Genomic DNA, 16916 nt, shown 5'->3' on the forward strand with positions numbered 1-16916 from the left:
GGCCGCAAAATGCCCGCCCCTTCATCTTGATGAAAATACGCGCGGGGGTCCAAGGGGGCGGCAGCCCCCCTTGTCCTCAGCTCCCCACAGAGCGCGTCGCCGCCGACCCGCCAAAGCCGCCCCGGCTGGCCACCGCCGCCCGGCTCATCGGTGGCTGGCCTGCGGTCGTTGGCCCCTTGGCAAAGGCCGCCGTGCCCATCTTGCCCGCGGCATTCAGCCGTGACATCTGCGTGCCGCCGGTCGGCGTCGCAAAGCCGCCACCGGCTTTTGGCACCACCGGCTGCGCCATCGCGCGGCCACCGCCCAGCGCCTGCCCGATCAGATAGCCTGCCAGCAACGGCATGAAGATGCCGCCACCGCCGCCCGACCCGGCCACCGTATCGCCGCCACAGGCCCCGGGCCCGTGTTCCTCTTCACACAACTCCCGGCTTTCATAGCGCGGCGCGGTTTCGGCATGTATCGCCTGCGCCTCGGCAAAGGTCTCGGCGCAGTCTTCGCGCGTGAACCAACCGCTTTGCGCCGAAGCGGCGACACAGCTTTCAATGTCGGAAAAGGCGGCGGCGTCGGTCTGTTCCTCGGACTGGCATCCCGCCAGACCAAAAGCGGCGGCCCCCAGAATCCCCAGCGAGACGGCTCGTGATCGTTTCATGGCTTACCCCTCAATGAAATGCGGTTTGAACCGCGACAGGTCTTGTGTGATCAGGGCGCGGTCTTCGCGCAGCCCCATGCCGACGCAGGTTTCCCCCACCACCCAGGCCCCGATCACCGGGCGAAAGCCGCCCATGACCGGCAGCGGCTGATAGCCCTGCACAATCATCGGATGCCGGTCGTATGCGCGGTTCACCGCCCGCTCCAGCACGCGGCCCTGCGCGGTGATCGTCACCGAAGCACCCTCGCGCGAAAAGATCGGCTTGGTCACATGGCCGGCCAGCATCAGATGCGCGGCATCGGCCAGCCCCTTGGTATCATCGGCGAAGAACGAGGGCAGCAGGTTCGGATGGCCCGGATACATCTGCCACAACACCGGCAGGATCGCCTTGTTCGACAAAAGCGCCTTCCATGGCGGTTCGATAAACCGGCATTGGGCTGACGCCAGATGCGCGGAAAATTCATCGGTGAACAGATCTTCCCACGGATACAGCTTGAACAGCGTCCCGATCACCCGGTCGTCGGCATCGGTGAACTGGCCCTCTTCGCTGATGCCGATCTTTTCCAGATCGGTGTAATGCGCGCCCATCCCGGCCTCTCGCGCCGCCCAGGCCATGGTTTCCACCGTGGCATAATCCTCGGGCGTGCCGGACATGGCGGCAAAATGCAGGTCGGTGTCGGCGGGAAAGATCTCGGCAAACCGCTCGACCAGCGCCTCATGCAGGCGGTTGAACTGGTCCGACCCCTCGGGCAGCACCCGTGCCGCAAGCTGATCTTCATACCACAGCCACTGAAAGCTTGCGGATTCGTACAGCGATGTTGGCGTATCTGCGTTGTATTCCAACAGCTTGGCCGGCCCCTTGCCATCATAGGCCAGATCGAACCGGCCATAAACCTCCGGCTCCCCCGCCTCCCAGCTGTCACGGATGAACTCCCACCGCAAACGCGGCAAGCCCATCCGCTCCATCAGCGCCTCATCGGCCAGCACGGTGCCCACCGCCTCTCGGCACATCGCGTGCAACTCGGTGCAGGGGTCTTCAATCCGGCCCTCGATCTCCTCCAGCGTAAAGCTGTAGGCCGAGGTCTCGTCCCAATAGGGCTCGCCATGCATATCGGCAAAGGTAAAGCCAAGCTCTGCCGCTTTCGCACGCCATTCGGGGCGTTCGGGCAAGGTGATACGGTCCAAATCTCTCTCCTGTGGTCGCCCCTGATATGGCGGCGCGGGTGCCCAGAGGCAACCGGGTCTGACGCAGGCGTGTCAGATTGTCCTGTCAGAACGTGCGGAAGGTCATCGTGGTCAGGGTGCGGCTGATGCCCGGAATGTCAAACAGCGCCGTGTTCAGGAACTGGCCGACATCTTCCTCATCGGGGATATACACCTTGGCCATCAGGTCATATTCGCCGCTGGTCGAATACATCTCTGACACCACTTCGCGGTCCCAGATGGTACTGGCCACCTCATAGGTCTTGCCGGGGATGCAGCGGAACTGAACGAATACGCAGCGCATGGGGCCTCCTGTCCTGTGCTGCACCCTAGCGTGCGGGGCGCGGGCGGAAAAGCCCTTGACGCATATTCTAGCCGTCGGTTTCCGTGGTCAGCGTCAGCGGCACCGATGCCGGTTTCAGGTCATCGACCACCAGCGGCCCCAAAGGCCGCGCCAGCCGGGCGCGCACCACCCAGAACAGCCGCTTTTCGGCCCGCGTAATCGCCACATAGGCCAGCCGCTTCCACAGCGGCAACCCGGCCTCACTCCGGCCTGCCTGCGCTGCGGCAAACAGATCGGGCGCAAAAACCTGCACATTTTCCCACTGGCTGCCTTGCGCCTTGTGAATGGTCACCGCCGCCCCGTGCAGAAACGCAGCCCCCATGGTGGCGGCACTGGCGATGAAGGGTTCATCCTCATCGGGCCGTTCAATCTTGATGATGCTGGCGGCAGACACCTGCGGGTCTTCGGCGCCCACCACATGGATCTTGGCAAAGCCGGGCCGGTTGCCGGGGCCAAGGTAGATCACCTGCGCGCCCTTGATCAGCCCCCGCGCCTCCAGATCGATGCGCTTTTTGCGATGCTTCAGCGGCAGCTCGATCCCGTCACAGATCAGCGGCTCACCCGGCAGCAGCGCATCATCCGGCGCGCCATGCGCCGCCCGGAACGCGGTGATCAGCCTGATCCGCGTCGCATTGCGCCAGACCAAGGCGGGGGATCGCGCCATCATGTCGGCATCCACCCGTTCGGCCCAGACCACGCGTTCATCGCGTTTGGATGCGTCTTCCACCATCCGCTCAAACTGATCGAACCCGATATCCGGGTCCGCCAGCGCATGGGCCAGATCCAATATCGGGTTGTCCTGCGCCTGCCGGTGCACCCGGCTGAGCATCAGTTTCTTGCCATCCCCCAGCCGGTCGAACACCATCGACCCGGACTGCCCCACCGGGGCCAGCTGTGCGGGGTCGCCAAACAGCACAAGCGTCGGGAAAATCTCGCGCAGGTCGTCAAACTGCCGCTCATCCAGCATCGAGGATTCGTCGATGAACCCCACATCCAGCGGCTCTTCGCGCCGCTTCCAGCCCTTGATAAAATCAGACCCGCGCAAACCCGCCGCCGCCAGGGCCCCCGGAATCGACGCCACCTGCTGATAAAACGCAAAGGCCCGGTCCAGCGCCAGATCGGGCAGGTCCTCGACCACCGGGCGGTCGCCCACCCCGGTCAGCCATTCGGCAATCTTCTCATACTGCGGGTCATACAGCGGCGTATACAGAATGCGGTGAATGGTGGTCGCCGGCACCCCGCGCATCCGCAACACCGACGCCGCCTTGTTGGTCGGCGCCAGCACCGCCAGCGTCCGCCGTTCCTTGCGCCGCTTGCCCTCATAATCGCCCGAGACGATCTCGACCCCCGCCTCGATCATCGCCCGCGTCAGCTGCGCCAGCAGCATGGTCTTGCCCGACCCCGCCTTGCCCATCACGGCAAGCACGGTCGATTTCCCCTCCCCCGGCGGCGTCAGCCCGCCATGAACAAGGTCAATCCCCGCCGCCAACAGGTCAGCAGCCACACGGTCATGCGCTTCGGCCTGATCGTCGGAAAGGGTCAATGCGGCCGTGGCGCGTGCGAGCGTGTTCATGCGCGCGACCATAAGGGCAAGGCCGTCCTTGCACCAGAGCACAGCACGGCAAAACTCGGCCCAACCAGAACGCAGGCCCGCCTGCGCCAAGCGGTAGGGCGGGGTTCACCCCGCCATGCGCCACCAAAGGCGGGGTGAACCCCGCCCTACCGCTTGCCAACCAGGCACCCTCACCCTGTAGGGCGGGGTTCACCCCGCCCCGCGTCATCAGGATGCGCCCGCATCACCCCCGCCTGCTCGCCTCCAGCGTATCATCAAACGTGCGCAAACCCGTCACCGGCGCCTGCACCAGCACCGCCATATTCCCCGGCTTGTGCTGATTGCGCAGCATCTTGGTATGGGCCTTCGGGATATCTTCCCACGGGAAGACTTCCGACATGCAGGGGTCCAGCCGCCGTTCGACCATCAGCTTGTTCGCCGCCGCCGCCTGTTTCAGATGCGCGAAGTGGCTGCCCTGCAGGCGCTTCTGGTGCATCCACATATAGCGCACGTCAAAGGTGCAGTTGAACCCGGATGTCCCCGCACAGATCACCACCATGCCGCCCTTCTTGCACACCAGCGTGCTGACCGGAAACGTCGCCTCGCCCGGGTGTTCGAACACCATGTCCACGTTCACACCCTTGCCGGTGATGTCCCAGATCGCCTTGCCGAACTTGCGCGCCTCGGCAAACCAGACGGCGTATTCCGGGCTGCCCACCTTCGGCAACTGCCCCCAGCACTTGAAATCATTGCGGTTGATCACGCCCTTGGCGCCCATCGACATCACAAACTCACGCTTGCTCTCGTCGCTGATGACGCCAATCGCATTGGCCCCCGCCGTGTTGATCAGCTGGATCGCATAAGACCCAAGGCCACCCGATGCCCCCCAGACCAGCACATTCTGCCCCGGTTTCAGATCATGCGGTTCATGCCCGAACAGCATCCGGTAGGCGGTGGCAAGCGTCAGCGTATAACAGGCCGACTCCTCCCAAGTCAGGTGCTTGGGCCGCGGCATCAGCTGCTGCGCCTGCACCCGGGTGAACTGCGCGAAAGACCCGTCATGCGTCTCATAGCCCCAGATCCGCTGGCTGGGGGAAAACATCGGGTCGCCGCCGTTGCATTCCTCGTCATCGCCGTCATCCTGATTGCAGTGGATCACCACCTCGTCGCCGACTTTCCAGCGCTTCACCTTGTCTCCCACCGCCCAGACAATGCCCGACGCATCCGACCCGGCAATGTGAAAGGGCTGCTTGTGGCTGTCGAACGGGCTGATCGGCTGGCCGAGGCCCGCCCAGACGCCGTTGTAATTCACGCCTGCCGCCATCACCAGCACCAGCACCTCGTTGCTGTCGATGGTCCAGGTGTCCACCACCTCCTGCAGCATCGCGACTTCCGGCTCGCCATGACGTTCGCGGCGGATGGCCCAGGAATACATCTGGCGCGGCACATGACCCAGGGGCGGCATCTCGCCAATCTCATACAGGTCTTTTTTCGGCGCCTCATAGGCGGCGATGGCGGGTTGCGTGTCCAGAGCCATGGGGGCCTCCATCCAAAGGGTCAAAATGCCGCGCCGCAGAATCGGCGGGTCTGGAGCCAAGGATTATGAGGCATCACGCAACATTGCAATAGTCTGGCGGCAGTTTTTGTAATTTTATGTCCGCCGCGTTGCAGAAAAATTCAGTCCGCCGCCGCTTCCCCCAACCGTTGCCGCACGGGCGCTGCATAAAACGCCAGCAAATCCTGCATCTCCGGCACAACGGCGCCACGGGCATCCAGAACACCGCGCGTCTGCAGCATGGCCCGCCCCTCTGCCTCGGCCTGAACCGCCCCTGCGGGGGGCAAACGCATCACCGCCCCCACCGCCTCCAGCCGCACCACCAGGTCCGCTACCGGCACCCCCATCGCCACCGATGCCGCCACCAGCGGCACCGCCAGCACCGGCACCACGCGTTCGACATCACCCATCAGCCGCACGCCCAGCGCGTCCAGATCACCGCCCTCTGCCTGATACGCACGCAGCGACACCGGCGCGCCAAAGCCCGCCGCTGCGGTGCCGAACAGGAACCGCCGCCCGCCCGCGCGCTTCAGCCCAATCCGCAACGCCTCCCACAGCACCCGCAACAGCGGCGCGCGGAACCGCCGCCCGCCCTCACGCGCCGCGCGCACCAGCAGCGCATCCTCCAGCACCCGGTCGTAGGCCAGCCCGACCGGCACAAAGACCACATCGCGCCCCGCAGGATCAAACCCGGCCCAGATGTACGACAATAGCCCCATCCGCGCCGCGCCCACCCGGCCCGTCAGGCTCAGCCGGCCTTCGGGAAACACCGCCTGCGTGGTGCCTTCCGCCGTGGTCATCTGCACATAGCGCGACAGCACCCGCCGGTAGAGCGCATTGTGGTTCCCCCGCCGGATGAAATAGGCCCCCATCGCCCGGATCAGCCGCGACAGCGGCCAGACCCGCGCCCATTCCCCCACCGCATAGGAAATCGCCGCCCGCCCCGACACCAGCCATGTCACCAGCACATAATCCATGTTGCTGCGGTGGTTCATCACGAAGATCACCGTGGCGCGCGGATCAATCTGGCGCGCGGCCTCGGCCACCACGCCGACCCGCACCCGGAAAAACACCGCCGACAAGGCCCGCGCCGCCCGTGTGGCAAAGCCGAAATAGAACAGCGCCGAAAACCCCGGCACAATCTCGCGCGCATAGGTCCGCGCCTCTTCCAGCGCCACCTCGCCCGGCACGCCCCGTGCCGCCGCATGGTCTGCCACCGCCTCCAGCACCGCCGGGTCATACAGCAGCCGCACCACCATATCCTGCCGCCGCATCAGCTTGAACGGCTCGATCTTGCGCTCCAGCCGGGCGTTCACCTGTGCCAGCAACCGCTCCAGCCGGCGGCGGAAAAACCAGCGCACCCCCGGCCCGATGATCCGGTCCAACGCCGCCACACCCGGCAGCGCAAACAGCACCACCACCAGCCATACAGGAATTTCCACGGTCTGAAACATTCGCCAACCCTAGCCAAACCACGCCCCCGCGCAAATGAATTGCACCTTTTCCAAATACTCCGGGGGGGGCGCGACGCGCGGGGGGCAGCGCCCCCTCCGCATGTTCGACCCGCAATGCCGCGTTGCGGCGAATTGACAACGCCAGATTATTTCCCCTATCTGACACAAAGCGAAACATTATTGCGCGAACCCTGAGTCGCGCGGTGGAGGCCGGACATGACCCAACCAGCAAAAGACGCCCCCTGGCTGTTCCGCACCTATGCCGGGCACTCCACCGCCAGCGCCTCCAACGCGCTCTACCGCAACAACCTGTCCAAAGGGCAGACCGGCCTGTCGGTCGCCTTCGACCTGCCCACCCAGACCGGCTACGACTCCGATCACGAACTGGCGAAGGGTGAAGTGGGAAAGGTCGGTGTGCCGGTCGCGCATCTGGGCGACATGCGCGCGCTGTTCGATGCGATCCCACTGGAAAAGATGAACACCTCGATGACGATCAACGCCACGGCACCCTGGCTGCTGGCGCTTTATATCGCGGTGGCGGAAGAACAGGGCGCGGATGTGGCGGCGCTCAACGGCACCGTGCAGAACGATCTGATCAAGGAATACCTGTCGCGCGGCACCTATATCTGCCCGCCCAAGCCCAGCTTGCGGATGATCACCGATGTCGCCGCCTATACGCAAAAGCACCTGCCGAAATGGAACCCGATGAACGTGTGTTCCTACCACCTGCAAGAGGCGGGGGCGACGCCGGAACAGGAACTGGCCTTTGCGCTGGCCACCGCCTGCGCGGTGCTCGATGATCTGAAAGGGAAAGTTTCCCCGTCCGAATTCCCCAATATGGTCGGCAGAATATCGTTTTTTGTCAACGCGGGCATCCGCTTCGTGACCGAGCTGTGCAAGATGCGCGCCTTTGTCGACCTGTGGGATGAAATTACTGAGTCGCGCTACGGCATCCATGAGCCCAAATACCGCCGCTTTCGCTATGGCGTGCAGGTCAACTCGCTTGGCCTCACCGAACCGCAGCCCGAAAACAACGTCTACCGCATCCTGATCGAAATGCTGGCGGTGACCCTGTCGAAAAACGCCCGCGCCCGCGCCGTGCAACTGCCGGCGTGGAACGAGGCGCTGGGTCTGCCCCGCCCGTGGGATCAGCAATGGTCGCTGCGGATGCAGCAGATCCTGGCCTATGAAACCGACCTTCTGGAATATGACGACCTGTTCGACGGCAACCCGGCGATTGACCGCAAGGTCACCCAGCTCAAGGAAGGTGCGCGCGCCGAACTGGCGCAGATCGACGCCATGGGCGGCGCGGTCGCCGCCATCGAGTATATGAAATCCCGTCTGGTCGAGGCCAATGCCGACCGCATCGCCCGCATCGAATCCTCTGAGACCACCGTCGTCGGCGTCAACCGCTTCACCACCACCGAACCCTCACCGCTGACCACCGGCGATGGCAGCATCATGGCAGCCGACCCCGAGGCCGAGGCCGACCAGATCGCCCGCCTGCACACATGGCGCGAAGCCCGCGACGCCGCCGCCGTCACCGCTGCGCTCAAAGCCCTCGCCCAAGCCTGCACCGATGGCACCAACGTCATGCCCGCCTCGATTCTCTGCGCCCGCGCTGGTGTGACCACCGGCGAATGGGGCGCTGTGGTGCGCCGGGCCTTTGGCGAATACCGCGCCCCCACCGGCGTCAGCCGCGCGCCCTCCAACCGCACCGAAGGGCTGGAACCGATCCGCGAGGCGGTGGCCACCCTGTCGTCGAAACTCGGCCGCCCGCTGAAATTCCTCGTCGGCAAACCGGGCCTTGACGGCCATTCCAACGGCGCCGAACAGATCGCCGCCCGCGCCCGTGATTGCGGCATGGACATCCATTACGAAGGCATCCGCCTGACTCCGTCGGAAATCGTCGCCGCCGCGGTCGATCAGGACGCCCATGTCATCGGCCTGTCGATCCTGTCCGGCAGCCACCTGCCCCTGATCACCGAAACCCTGGCCCTGATGCAGGCGGCGGGCTTGTCGCACATCCCGCTGGTCGTCGGCGGCATCATCCCCGAAGCCGACGCCACCCAGCTGCGCGCGCTGGGCGTCGCCGCCGTCTACACGCCCAAGGATTTTGAGCTGAACCGCATCATGCTCGACATCGTCGGTCTGGTCGACGCCGCCCCGATCGCTGCCGAATAGACCGGTCCCCGCACCGCACACACGTCATGACGTAAACCATACGCAAACCAGACGTGGATCAGACGCAAATCATACCTGGAATTTCCCGGCATTTCAGTCCGTTACGCCCCCTCATACTACCCCACCCCCACCTCCCCGAAAAAGCCCCCCCTCCCCCTCGTGGCAAGGGGGGCACCGGCTGCTGCGCGGCCCGCACCAATCACGCTTGCCCTCTCCGCCGGAACCACGCACAACTCTCCCAGACCAAACCCCAGCGAGGCCCCCATGACCTTTCACATCGGCGCACAGCCGGGCGAGATTGCCGAGACTTGCCTGCTGCCCGGCGACCCCTACCGCGCCCGCTGGGCCGCCGAACGCTTTCTGGATCAGCCCCGGCTGGTGTCGGAAACCCGGGGCATGCTGGCCTATACCGGCACCTGGCGGGGCAACCCGGTCACCATCCACGGCACCGGCATGGGCATGCCCTCGATCTCGATCTACGCCAATGAGCTGATCCGCGACTATGGCGTGAAAACCCTGATCCGCGTCGGCTCCTGCGGGGCCTTGCAGCCGCATATCGGCTTGCGCGATCTGGTTCTGGCGCAGGCCGCATCGACCATCGGCTCGCCCTCTTCCAGCATCTTCCGCGAAATGCGCTTTGCGCCGGTCGCAGATTTTGACCTGCTGTCAAAGGCTTATGCCGCCGCGACCGGGGCTGCCACCGGCCCGGTACATGTCGGCGGCATTTTCACATCCGACACCTTCTACGACGAACGCTCTGACCTGAACGATCAGCTGCAGCGCCACGGCTGCCTTGCGGTAGAGATGGAAACGGCCGAACTCTACACCCTCGCCGCCCGCTACCAGTGCCGCGCGCTGGCCATCCTGACGGTGTCTGACCACATCCTGACCGGCGCGGCGCTGCCCAGTGCCGAGCGCGAAACCAGCTTCGCCGCCATGATCGACACCGCCCTGCACACCGCCTTTGCCGCCTGAACGCCCTGACCCAACCCCGGACCCGCTTATGAAACACCGCCAGCTCGGGGCCAACGGCCCCAAAGTCTCTGCCCTCGGCCTCGGTTGCCTGTCCTTCGGCGGGATCTTCGGCGACACCTCGACCGAGGACTCCCTCGCCTGCCTCGACGCCGCATGGGACCATGGCATCACCTTCCTCGATGTCGCCAATGTCTACGGCAGCGGCGCATCGGAAAGCGCGATCGGCCAATGGCTTAGCACTCGCAGACACCGCCCGGTGATCGCGACCAAAGCCGGCATCGTGCCGGGCGCAAGCCGTGGCATCAACAACGACCCCGCCTATCTGCGCGCCGAACTCGAAGGCTCGCTCACGCGGCTGGGGGTGGATCATGTCGATCTGTTCTACCTCCACCGCCACGACCCCGCCACGCCGATCGAAGAGGTGGCGCAGACCATGGCCACGCTGATGGCAGAGGGCAAGATCGGCGGCTACGGCCTGTCCGAAGTAGCCCCCTACACCCTGCGCCGCGCCCATGCGGTGCAGCCGGTCATGGCGGTGCAGAACGAATACTCGCTCTGGACCCGCCAGCCAGAACTGGGGATGATCCAGACCTGTGCAGACCTGGGCGTCGCTTTCATCCCATTCTCGCCACTGGCGCGCGGGGCGTTCGGCAGCCCGATGTTCGACCCCGACCAGCAGGATGCAGGCCCGTTCCGCAGCCAGATCCCACGCTTTACCCCGGAATACTGGCCACTGAACAAGCCAAAACTGCTTGCGTTTCAGCAGCTTGCCGCCGACATGGGCCATACGCCGCCCGCACTGGCCCTCGCGTGGTGCCTGCACAGGGGCGAGCATCTGATCCCGATCCCCGGCACCCGCACGGCGGCGCACCTTGCGGCATGGGCGCAGGCACCCGATATCACCCTCACCCCCGCCGACCTTGCGCAGATAGACTCCACCCTGCCCCCCGGCTGGGCCTACGGCGACCGCTACAATGACGCCATGGCCGCCTCGGTCGAGCGCTACAGCTGACCCATCATCTGTTCAAAAATATCCTCGGGGGGGCGCGAAGCGCGGGGGGCAGACAGCCCCCCTCAACGGTTACACCCCGTGGCTCCGGTCATAGCCATTCGCTGCACTCACCTGCCAGCCAAGCATCGCCGTTTGCGGCTTGAACACCTGCACCAGCAACGGAAAACACGCCGCCCTGTCTGACGAATGCACAGTGGAACAATCCCCGCCCGGACAGGCCGACAACCCGCCCAGCAGATCCATCCCGGCAAAAAACTCAATGAAATCACCGGGCCGCACCGGGCTGGCCTTCATGAAATACTGCCCGGTATCGCGGGTAAACCCGGTGCACATGAACACGTTGAGCACATCATGCACATGCACCTCAGCCTCGGCCAAGGGCAGCCCCATCCGGTCCGCCAATGCCCGCGTCAGGTTGGAATGGCAGCAGTGGTGATACTGCCCGCCCACCAGCAGGTTATGCGTATAGGGGTCGCAGCGGGTACCGATCACATCATGCACCCCGCCGCCAAAGGCATCAAAGCCGTACCAGTCCAGCGTATCCTCAGTGATCAGCGCCATCTCGCGCAGGAACGGCAGGTTGGACCACATCCTGTCCCCCGCGCTCAGATGCGTGCCGTGCAAAGCCCTTGTTTTACCGCTGTAAAACCGCTCCTGCAGGTCATGGGCGTTCCACAGGTTCAGATCGCCGACCTGCGGCCCTTCCACGCTGGTGATGCGGAAGAAATGCCCGGCAGGCACGTCAAAACACCGCGCCTCGCGCGCGGGCACCAGCACTTCGGCCACCTGTTCCCACCCGTCACGCGCCGCGTGCCAGGGGGCCAGATCGGGCGCGGGCAAGCCCGCCACCGGATAACAGATCACCGGCTCCACCGCGCGGCGCGCGGCGGCATCATCTGGGGGAGCATGGGCTGGAACGTCAGGTTTCACACGATAACTCCCTTGAAAAAGCCTCAACCGCGCCCGTGCGGTGCGTCATAGTCCAGCACCGGATTGATCGGGATGATCCGGTTCGGGTTGATGGTGTCATGGCTGTAATGATAATGCCGCACGAAATGATCGAACACGACCGTCTCGGCCACGCCCGGCACCTGATACAGCTCACGCGTGAAACCCCACAGGTTCGGGTAATCAATGATCCGGCGGCGGTTGCATTTGAAATGCAGGTGATACACCGGATCAAACCGGATCAACGTCGGGAAAAGCCGCCAGTCAGCCTCGGTCAGCCGGTCGCCCATCAGATAGCGGTTGGTGCCCAGATGGTCCTCGAGCCAGTCCAGCGAGTCAAAAAGCGCATGCACCGCAGTGTCATAGGCGTCTTGGCTGGTGGCAAACCCCGCCTTGTAGACCCCGTTGTTCACCATGTCATAAACCCGCGTGTTGATCGCCTCGATCCCGTCGTGCAAGGCTTCGGGCCAGTAGTCGTCGGTATTGCCGGTCAGCCCGTCAAAGGCCGAATTGAACATGCGGATGATCTCGGCAGACTCGTTGCTGACAATCCGCCCGGTCTGCGTGTCCCACAGCACCGGCACCGTCACCCGGCCCGACATATCGGGCGTATCGCGCAGATAGACATCGCGCAGGAAGGGCAGGCCGAACTGCCGGTCGCCCGTGGTGCCGGGAAAATCTGTGGCAAAGGTCCAGCCATCTGACAGCATGTCGGGATGCACGACCGATACCGGGATATGCTCCGCCAACCCCTTCAGCGCCCGAAAGATCAGCGTGCGATGCGCCCAGGGACAGGCGAGCGAGACATACAGGTGATAGCGCCCGCTTTCCGCCTTGAAGCCACCCTCACCCGACGGCCCGGCCGTCCCGTCCGCCGTTACCCAGTTGCGAAAGCTTGATTCTTTGCGTTCAAACGCCCCGCCGGTGGAGTCTGTGTCATACCATTCGTCGTGCCAGACGCCGTCAACCAACTGTCCCATTCCACTCCCCTTTTTCTGCTCGGGCAAAGGCTAACCGCCTTGATGCGGCATGACCACGCTTCAGCCTGACAGGCACCCTGCGCCAATGCACGGAACCCCGCACAAACCGGCAAGTTATGCCTCTGGGCGCAGGCAATCCTTCGGCTCTTGCGCGCCCGGCACCACTGCCCCACAGGCAACACAACGCCACTGCCCGGCAGAACGTTCCTGCCGCCACATGCAGACGCGGGTCAGGGTCGAGTTGCGCCGGGTGATCCACATATAGGCCAGCACCGACAGCAGCAGGACCAGTAGCAGCAGCGGCATGGATCAACCCGCCAGCCGCGCAAACACCGCCAGCACCGCAGCCTCACCCGCGCGCTCCGGCACGCCCTCTGCCACCTCTTCGCGCGACCAGATCAGGCTGGTCGCCGGATCATCCTTCATCGCCCAGCCTGCGAACATGCGCTGATCATCCGCGATCACCCGGCACAGCAATTCGCGCACCTCGACATGCCGGTCATCGGCGCGGATGCGGGCATAGGCGGCCTCGACCGCCGCCACCGGCCCCTCCAGCAGTTGCAAAAACAGATCATCCCGGCAGATCAGCGCGCCAGTGATGTCATCGCGCGTGTTGCAGCGCCGGGCATCGAACAGAATCGCGGTCAGCGTCACCTGATCAAAGCCAAAGGGCCGCGAGGCATAGACAAGTTGCAAAAGCGGCATGGGGGATTCCTTGTATCTTTGTCCAAATGCTACCGAATGCACCGCTCAAGAGCCAGCGCGAAGGTGCCCCTGCCCGCTGCCGTTTACCGATCCTTCATATCTTGGTCGCACCCTTGCACCGAGAGGAAAGGACCATGCTGCCAAAGATTTCATTGCCCCCTCCCACCATCGCCATGCGCACGGCCGTCATGCTGTTGCAGACGCAGGCCGCAGCGGCCAAGGGCACGCCCGACAGCCAGACTGTCGTGGTCGAAGAGTCCCGCGCCGCAAAAGGCTTGGAAAAGCTTTTGCACTACGCCCGCACGGCACAGGCGCTTGCCACCCGCACCACGCCCTTGCCGCCGGGCGACGTGGGGGGCCGGTCGGCGATCACGCCGGCTTCCGGTCTTGACACCGGGCAAGCCAACGCCCTGCTGGTGCTTGGGGCCAGGCATGTGGTGCACCTGACCCCGCCCCAGATGTCGGATGCCACGCTCCCCCGCGTTGTCGCAACCGAACTTGTCCGCCACTACCAGACCGACGCCGAGGCAAAGCCCGCCAGGGCAGATCACCTCCTGCGCGTATAGCGGGCCGGGGTATGGGCCGGGGGTTTGCGCGCGATGACGGCACCCCCTGTGGCCTGAAGCGAAACGGCGCGCGCTCTGGCAGCGCGGCCTTGGCCCCTCCTCCAGCGAATGTCGCCGGATTTGTCCCTGTTCAGAGTGTTGCTGGCCCGCGTGTTCTCCTGCGCTGATCCCCCACGGCTGCTGGCCGATGCGCCAAATCCCGCATCCTCCGGCCTGTTGACCCAATGCAAAACGGCCCCGGATCAACCGGGGCCGTTTTCCGATCAGCGCGGCTCAGACCACCCGCTCAACCATCATCTTCTTGATCTCGGCAATGGCCTTGGCCGGGTTCAGGCCCTTGGGGCATGTCTTGGCGCAGTTCATGATGGTGTGGCAACGGTAGAGCTTGAAGGGATCCTCCAGCATGTCGAGACGTTCGGGCGTTGCCTCGTCGCGGCTGTCGATGATCCAACGGTAAGCATGCAGCAAGGCGGCTGGCCCAAGGTATTTGTCGCCGTTCCACCAATAGGACGGGCAGGACGTCGAACAGCAGGCACACATGACGCATTCGTAAAGCCCGTCCAGTTTGGACCGGTCTTCGATCGACTGGCGCCATTCCTTGGCGGGACGGTTGGTCTTGGTCTCCAACCACGGCATGATGCTGGCGTGCTGAGCATAGAAATGGGTCAGGTCCGGGATCAGGTCCTTGATCACTGGCATATGCGGCAACGGATAGATTTTCACGTCACCCTTGATCTCATCCATGCCATAGATGCAGGCCAGCGTGTTGATGCCATCGATGTTCATCGCGCAGGATCCGCAGATGCCTTCGCGGCAGGACCGCCGAAAGGTCAGCGTCGGATCAATTTCCGATTTGATCTTGATCAGCGCGTCCAGAACCATCGGCCCGCAGGTATCCATATCAACGAAATAGGTATCGACCTGCGGATTCTTGCCGTCATCCTGGTTCCAGCGGTAGATCTGGAATTTGCGGATGTTCTTGCCGTTCGGCTTTGGCCACGTCTTGCCTGTACGGATCGTGGAATTCTTTGGAAGGTTGAACTGGACCATCGGGGTTCCCTTTCAGTCAGAGGGAGGAATAGGGGCGGGTCGGCAACTGGCCGGACCGATTCAGCACGCAAGATTGCCAGACCTTTTGCGGGTCGCGGCCAAGCACGTAGTCGCTGGAAATATCAACCTCCAACCGCCGGATCAGGCGGCCATCGGAATCAATCCCCAACTTAGCCTCGCCGCGCGGTTGCTGGGCAAGACGAGCCTCGTCACGACAGTCGCGTTCCGCCTGCGCGACCGGAACAGGACCACAAGCCGTCAGCACAAGACCAAAGACCATCGCGATCCGCATCACATCACCCTGCAAGCCGCGGCAAGCCGCTGGTGGCAAGACATTGCAGGGTGGCCGGACGCTGCGCCACGGTCATGACCGTCTGCACAGTCGACGTGCCCGCACGCGTGCCGACGTCCCGCGCAAGCGACGAGATCTCGGCGGCATTGGCGTTGTCGATGATGCAGGTCGCCACGCCTTCGGCTGCGGGGCCGGGCATGTATTGCTGCACCACCGGCACCACGACACTGCGGGCTGCCGTCCGGGCCACCTTGTCGGCCATATCCTGCGGCGAGCAGGCGGCCAGCGCAAGCGCCAGACCACAAGCTGCCACAGTCACAACGCGATGGCCCAGGGTGTATCGCTTTTCCATCGGGCGGATCTTAATAGACCCGCGCTTTTGGCGCGATCTTTTTCAGGTCGATCCCGCCGTTTTCATACTTGGTCAACGGCTCCAGATGCACCGGACGGGTCGAGAGCGTAACCTTTGGGCCATCAACATGGGCGATCGAGTGCACACGCCAGTTCACGTCGTCGCGGTTCGGATAGTCCTCGTGGGCATGGGCACCACGGGATTCCTTGCGCGCCTCTGCGGCGACAATGGTGGCCAGCGCGTTCGGCATCAGGTTGGCCAACTCCAGCGTTTCCATCAGGTCCGAGTTCCACACAAGGCTGCGATCGGTGACGTGCAGATCGTCCATCTTGCGCGCAACGCTGTCCATCTTTGCCACACCTTCGGCCAGTGTCTTGTCGGTGCGGAACACGGCGGCATCAGACTGCATGGTCTTTTGCATTTCCATCCGCAGTTCTGCAGTCGGGGTGCTGCCTTTGGCGTGACGATAGGCATCAAACCGGCCCAGGATCACATCGACGGCTGGTTTGTTCACCGGGGCATTGCGCGCCTTCGGATCGACGATTTCACCGGCACGAATGGCGGCGGCCCGACCGAACACCACAAGGTCGATCAAGCTGTTCGAGCCCAGACGGTTCGCGCCATGCACAGAGGCACAGCCTGCTTCGCCCACGGCCATCAGGCCGGGGAAGATGGCGTCGGGGTTGCCCGGCTGCGGGTTCAGAACCTCGCCCAGATAGTTGGTCGGAATGCCCCCCATGTTGTAGTGCACGGTCGGCAAAACCGGGATCGGTTCCTTGTGCAGATCGACACCGGCAAAGATCTTGGCCGATTCCGAAATGCCCGGCAGACGCAGTTCAAGTGTTTCGCGCGGAAGGTGGTTCAGGTGCAGGTGAATGTGGTCCTTGTTCGGCCCGACACCGCGGCCCTCACGGATCTCGATGGTCATGCAGCGTGACACCACATCGCGCGACGCCAGATCCTTGTAGGTCGGCGCATAGCGCTCCATGAACCGCTCGCCCTCCGAGTTGGTCAGATACCCGCCCTCGCCGCGTGCGCCTTCGGTGATCAGGCAACCCGAGCCGTAAATGCCGGTGGGGTGAAACTGCACGAACTC

18 protein-coding genes are annotated in these 16916 nt (G+C 64.1%); 4 read left to right on the forward strand and 14 right to left on the reverse strand.

Annotation, left to right across the window (positions count from 1 at the left end):
* Nucleotides 1-76: 76 nt before the first annotated feature.
* From Q7J44_RS15085 to Q7J44_RS15110, 6 genes are all read right to left on the reverse strand, one after another.
* A complete protein-coding gene (locus Q7J44_RS15085; RefSeq protein ID WP_304881239.1) occupies nucleotides 77-649 on the reverse strand; it encodes a DUF1190 domain-containing protein in 573 nt (190 codons plus the stop codon).
* Between the two features lie 3 nt (nucleotides 650-652).
* A complete protein-coding gene (locus Q7J44_RS15090) occupies nucleotides 653-1834 on the reverse strand; it encodes a glutathionylspermidine synthase family protein (RefSeq protein ID WP_304881241.1) in 1182 nt (393 codons plus the stop codon).
* 85 nt (nucleotides 1835-1919) lie between these two features.
* Nucleotides 1920-2156, reverse strand: a complete 237-nt coding sequence (locus Q7J44_RS15095; protein WP_304881243.1) for an Lrp/AsnC ligand binding domain-containing protein — start codon at nucleotides 2154-2156, stop codon at nucleotides 1920-1922.
* A gap of 67 nt (nucleotides 2157-2223) precedes the next feature.
* Complete coding sequence (locus Q7J44_RS15100) at nucleotides 2224-3768, reverse strand: ATP-dependent RecD-like DNA helicase (RefSeq protein WP_304881244.1); 1545 nt, start codon at nucleotides 3766-3768, stop codon at nucleotides 2224-2226.
* Between the two features lie 223 nt (nucleotides 3769-3991).
* Complete coding sequence (gene ccrA / locus Q7J44_RS15105; RefSeq protein ID WP_304881246.1) at nucleotides 3992-5284, reverse strand: crotonyl-CoA carboxylase/reductase; 1293 nt, start codon at nucleotides 5282-5284, stop codon at nucleotides 3992-3994.
* Nucleotides 5285-5424: 140 nt separating this feature from the next.
* Nucleotides 5425-6756 carry a 1-acyl-sn-glycerol-3-phosphate acyltransferase gene (locus tag Q7J44_RS15110; RefSeq protein WP_304881248.1) on the reverse strand — a complete coding sequence of 444 codons (1332 nt, stop codon included), beginning with the start codon at nucleotides 6754-6756 and terminating at the stop codon, nucleotides 5425-5427.
* Nucleotides 6757-6972: 216 nt separating this feature from the next.
* Between Q7J44_RS15110 and Q7J44_RS15115 the strand changes: the two genes are divergently transcribed.
* From Q7J44_RS15115 to Q7J44_RS15125, 3 genes are all read left to right on the forward strand, one after another.
* Nucleotides 6973-8940: a protein meaA gene (locus Q7J44_RS15115; RefSeq protein WP_304881250.1), complete on the forward strand. Its 1968-nt coding sequence runs from the start codon at nucleotides 6973-6975 to the stop codon at nucleotides 8938-8940.
* A gap of 264 nt (nucleotides 8941-9204) precedes the next feature.
* Entirely contained in the window at nucleotides 9205-9915 is a 711-nt protein-coding gene (deoD, locus tag Q7J44_RS15120) for a purine-nucleoside phosphorylase (RefSeq protein ID WP_304881252.1), read from the forward strand.
* Nucleotides 9916-9943: 28 nt separating this feature from the next.
* Entirely contained in the window at nucleotides 9944-10927 is a 984-nt protein-coding gene (locus Q7J44_RS15125; protein ID WP_304881254.1) for an aldo/keto reductase, read from the forward strand.
* Between the two features lie 69 nt (nucleotides 10928-10996).
* Here the strand turns inward: Q7J44_RS15125 and Q7J44_RS15130 are convergent, their stop codons facing one another.
* The 4 genes from Q7J44_RS15130 to Q7J44_RS15145 form a co-directional block, all read right to left on the reverse strand.
* Nucleotides 10997-11857: a DUF1989 domain-containing protein gene (locus tag Q7J44_RS15130; RefSeq protein ID WP_304881256.1), complete on the reverse strand. Its 861-nt coding sequence runs from the start codon at nucleotides 11855-11857 to the stop codon at nucleotides 10997-10999.
* 23 nt (nucleotides 11858-11880) lie between these two features.
* On the reverse strand, nucleotides 11881-12855 hold the full coding sequence (locus tag Q7J44_RS15135; protein WP_304881258.1) for a glutathione S-transferase family protein: 975 nt from the start codon (nucleotides 12853-12855) through the stop codon (nucleotides 11881-11883).
* Nucleotides 12856-12969: 114 nt separating this feature from the next.
* On the reverse strand, nucleotides 12970-13161 hold the full coding sequence (locus Q7J44_RS15140) for a hypothetical protein (protein WP_304881260.1): 192 nt from the start codon (nucleotides 13159-13161) through the stop codon (nucleotides 12970-12972).
* Between the two features lie 3 nt (nucleotides 13162-13164).
* Nucleotides 13165-13560 carry a BLUF domain-containing protein gene (locus tag Q7J44_RS15145; protein WP_304881262.1) on the reverse strand — a complete coding sequence of 132 codons (396 nt, stop codon included), beginning with the start codon at nucleotides 13558-13560 and terminating at the stop codon, nucleotides 13165-13167.
* A gap of 134 nt (nucleotides 13561-13694) precedes the next feature.
* On the opposite strand from Q7J44_RS15145, the gene Q7J44_RS15150 reads away from it, so the two are divergent.
* Nucleotides 13695-14126, forward strand: coding sequence for a hypothetical protein (locus Q7J44_RS15150; RefSeq protein ID WP_304881264.1), 432 nt, complete (start codon nucleotides 13695-13697; stop codon nucleotides 14124-14126).
* A gap of 273 nt (nucleotides 14127-14399) precedes the next feature.
* On the opposite strand, the gene Q7J44_RS15155 is transcribed toward Q7J44_RS15150, so the two are convergent.
* The 4 genes from Q7J44_RS15155 to Q7J44_RS15170 all read right to left on the reverse strand — a co-directional run.
* The gene (locus tag Q7J44_RS15155; RefSeq protein ID WP_304881266.1) at nucleotides 14400-15176 is read right to left on the reverse strand and encodes a succinate dehydrogenase iron-sulfur subunit; all 777 of its coding nucleotides are present in this window, start codon (nucleotides 15174-15176) and stop codon (nucleotides 14400-14402) included.
* Nucleotides 15177-15192: 16 nt separating this feature from the next.
* The gene (locus Q7J44_RS15160) at nucleotides 15193-15468 is read right to left on the reverse strand and encodes a hypothetical protein (RefSeq protein WP_304881267.1); all 276 of its coding nucleotides are present in this window, start codon (nucleotides 15466-15468) and stop codon (nucleotides 15193-15195) included.
* A gap of 4 nt (nucleotides 15469-15472) precedes the next feature.
* Nucleotides 15473-15820 carry a hypothetical protein gene (locus tag Q7J44_RS15165; protein ID WP_304881269.1) on the reverse strand — a complete coding sequence of 116 codons (348 nt, stop codon included), beginning with the start codon at nucleotides 15818-15820 and terminating at the stop codon, nucleotides 15473-15475.
* 10 nt (nucleotides 15821-15830) lie between these two features.
* On the reverse strand, nucleotides 15831-16916 hold a 1086-nt coding region (locus Q7J44_RS15170), incomplete at its 5' end, for an FAD-binding protein (RefSeq protein ID WP_304881271.1).

The organism is Pseudotabrizicola sp. (assembly GCF_030656345.1).
GTDB lineage: Bacteria > Pseudomonadota > Alphaproteobacteria > Rhodobacterales > Rhodobacteraceae > Pseudotabrizicola.

Excerpts from the sequence above, each read along its gene's own strand:
- Q7J44_RS15085 (WP_304881239.1), bottom strand. The coding sequence starts at position 649 with ATGAAACGATCACGAGCCGTCTCGCTGGGGATTCTGGGGGCCGCCGCT.
- Q7J44_RS15095 (WP_304881243.1), bottom strand. The coding sequence starts at position 2,156 with ATGCGCTGCGTATTCGTTCAGTTCCGCTGCATCCCCGGCAAGACCTAT.
- Q7J44_RS15100 (WP_304881244.1), bottom strand. The coding sequence starts at position 3,768 with ATGAACACGCTCGCACGCGCCACGGCCGCATTGACCCTTTCCGACGAT.
- ccrA (WP_304881246.1), bottom strand. The coding sequence starts at position 5,284 with ATGGCTCTGGACACGCAACCCGCCATCGCCGCCTATGAGGCGCCGAAA.
- Q7J44_RS15110 (WP_304881248.1), bottom strand. The coding sequence starts at position 6,756 with ATGTTTCAGACCGTGGAAATTCCTGTATGGCTGGTGGTGGTGCTGTTT.
- Q7J44_RS15115 (WP_304881250.1), top strand. The coding sequence starts at position 6,973 with ATGACCCAACCAGCAAAAGACGCCCCCTGGCTGTTCCGCACCTATGCC.
- deoD (WP_304881252.1), top strand. The coding sequence starts at position 9,205 with ATGACCTTTCACATCGGCGCACAGCCGGGCGAGATTGCCGAGACTTGC.
- Q7J44_RS15125 (WP_304881254.1), top strand. The coding sequence starts at position 9,944 with ATGAAACACCGCCAGCTCGGGGCCAACGGCCCCAAAGTCTCTGCCCTC.
- Q7J44_RS15135 (WP_304881258.1), bottom strand. The coding sequence starts at position 12,855 with ATGGGACAGTTGGTTGACGGCGTCTGGCACGACGAATGGTATGACACA.
- Q7J44_RS15140 (WP_304881260.1), bottom strand. The coding sequence starts at position 13,161 with ATGCCGCTGCTGCTACTGGTCCTGCTGCTGTCGGTGCTGGCCTATATG.
- Q7J44_RS15145 (WP_304881262.1), bottom strand. The coding sequence starts at position 13,560 with ATGCCGCTTTTGCAACTTGTCTATGCCTCGCGGCCCTTTGGCTTTGAT.
- Q7J44_RS15150 (WP_304881264.1), top strand. The coding sequence starts at position 13,695 with ATGCTGCCAAAGATTTCATTGCCCCCTCCCACCATCGCCATGCGCACG.
- Q7J44_RS15155 (WP_304881266.1), bottom strand. The coding sequence starts at position 15,176 with ATGGTCCAGTTCAACCTTCCAAAGAATTCCACGATCCGTACAGGCAAG.
- Q7J44_RS15160 (WP_304881267.1), bottom strand. The coding sequence starts at position 15,468 with ATGCGGATCGCGATGGTCTTTGGTCTTGTGCTGACGGCTTGTGGTCCT.
- Q7J44_RS15165 (WP_304881269.1), bottom strand. The coding sequence starts at position 15,820 with ATGGAAAAGCGATACACCCTGGGCCATCGCGTTGTGACTGTGGCAGCT.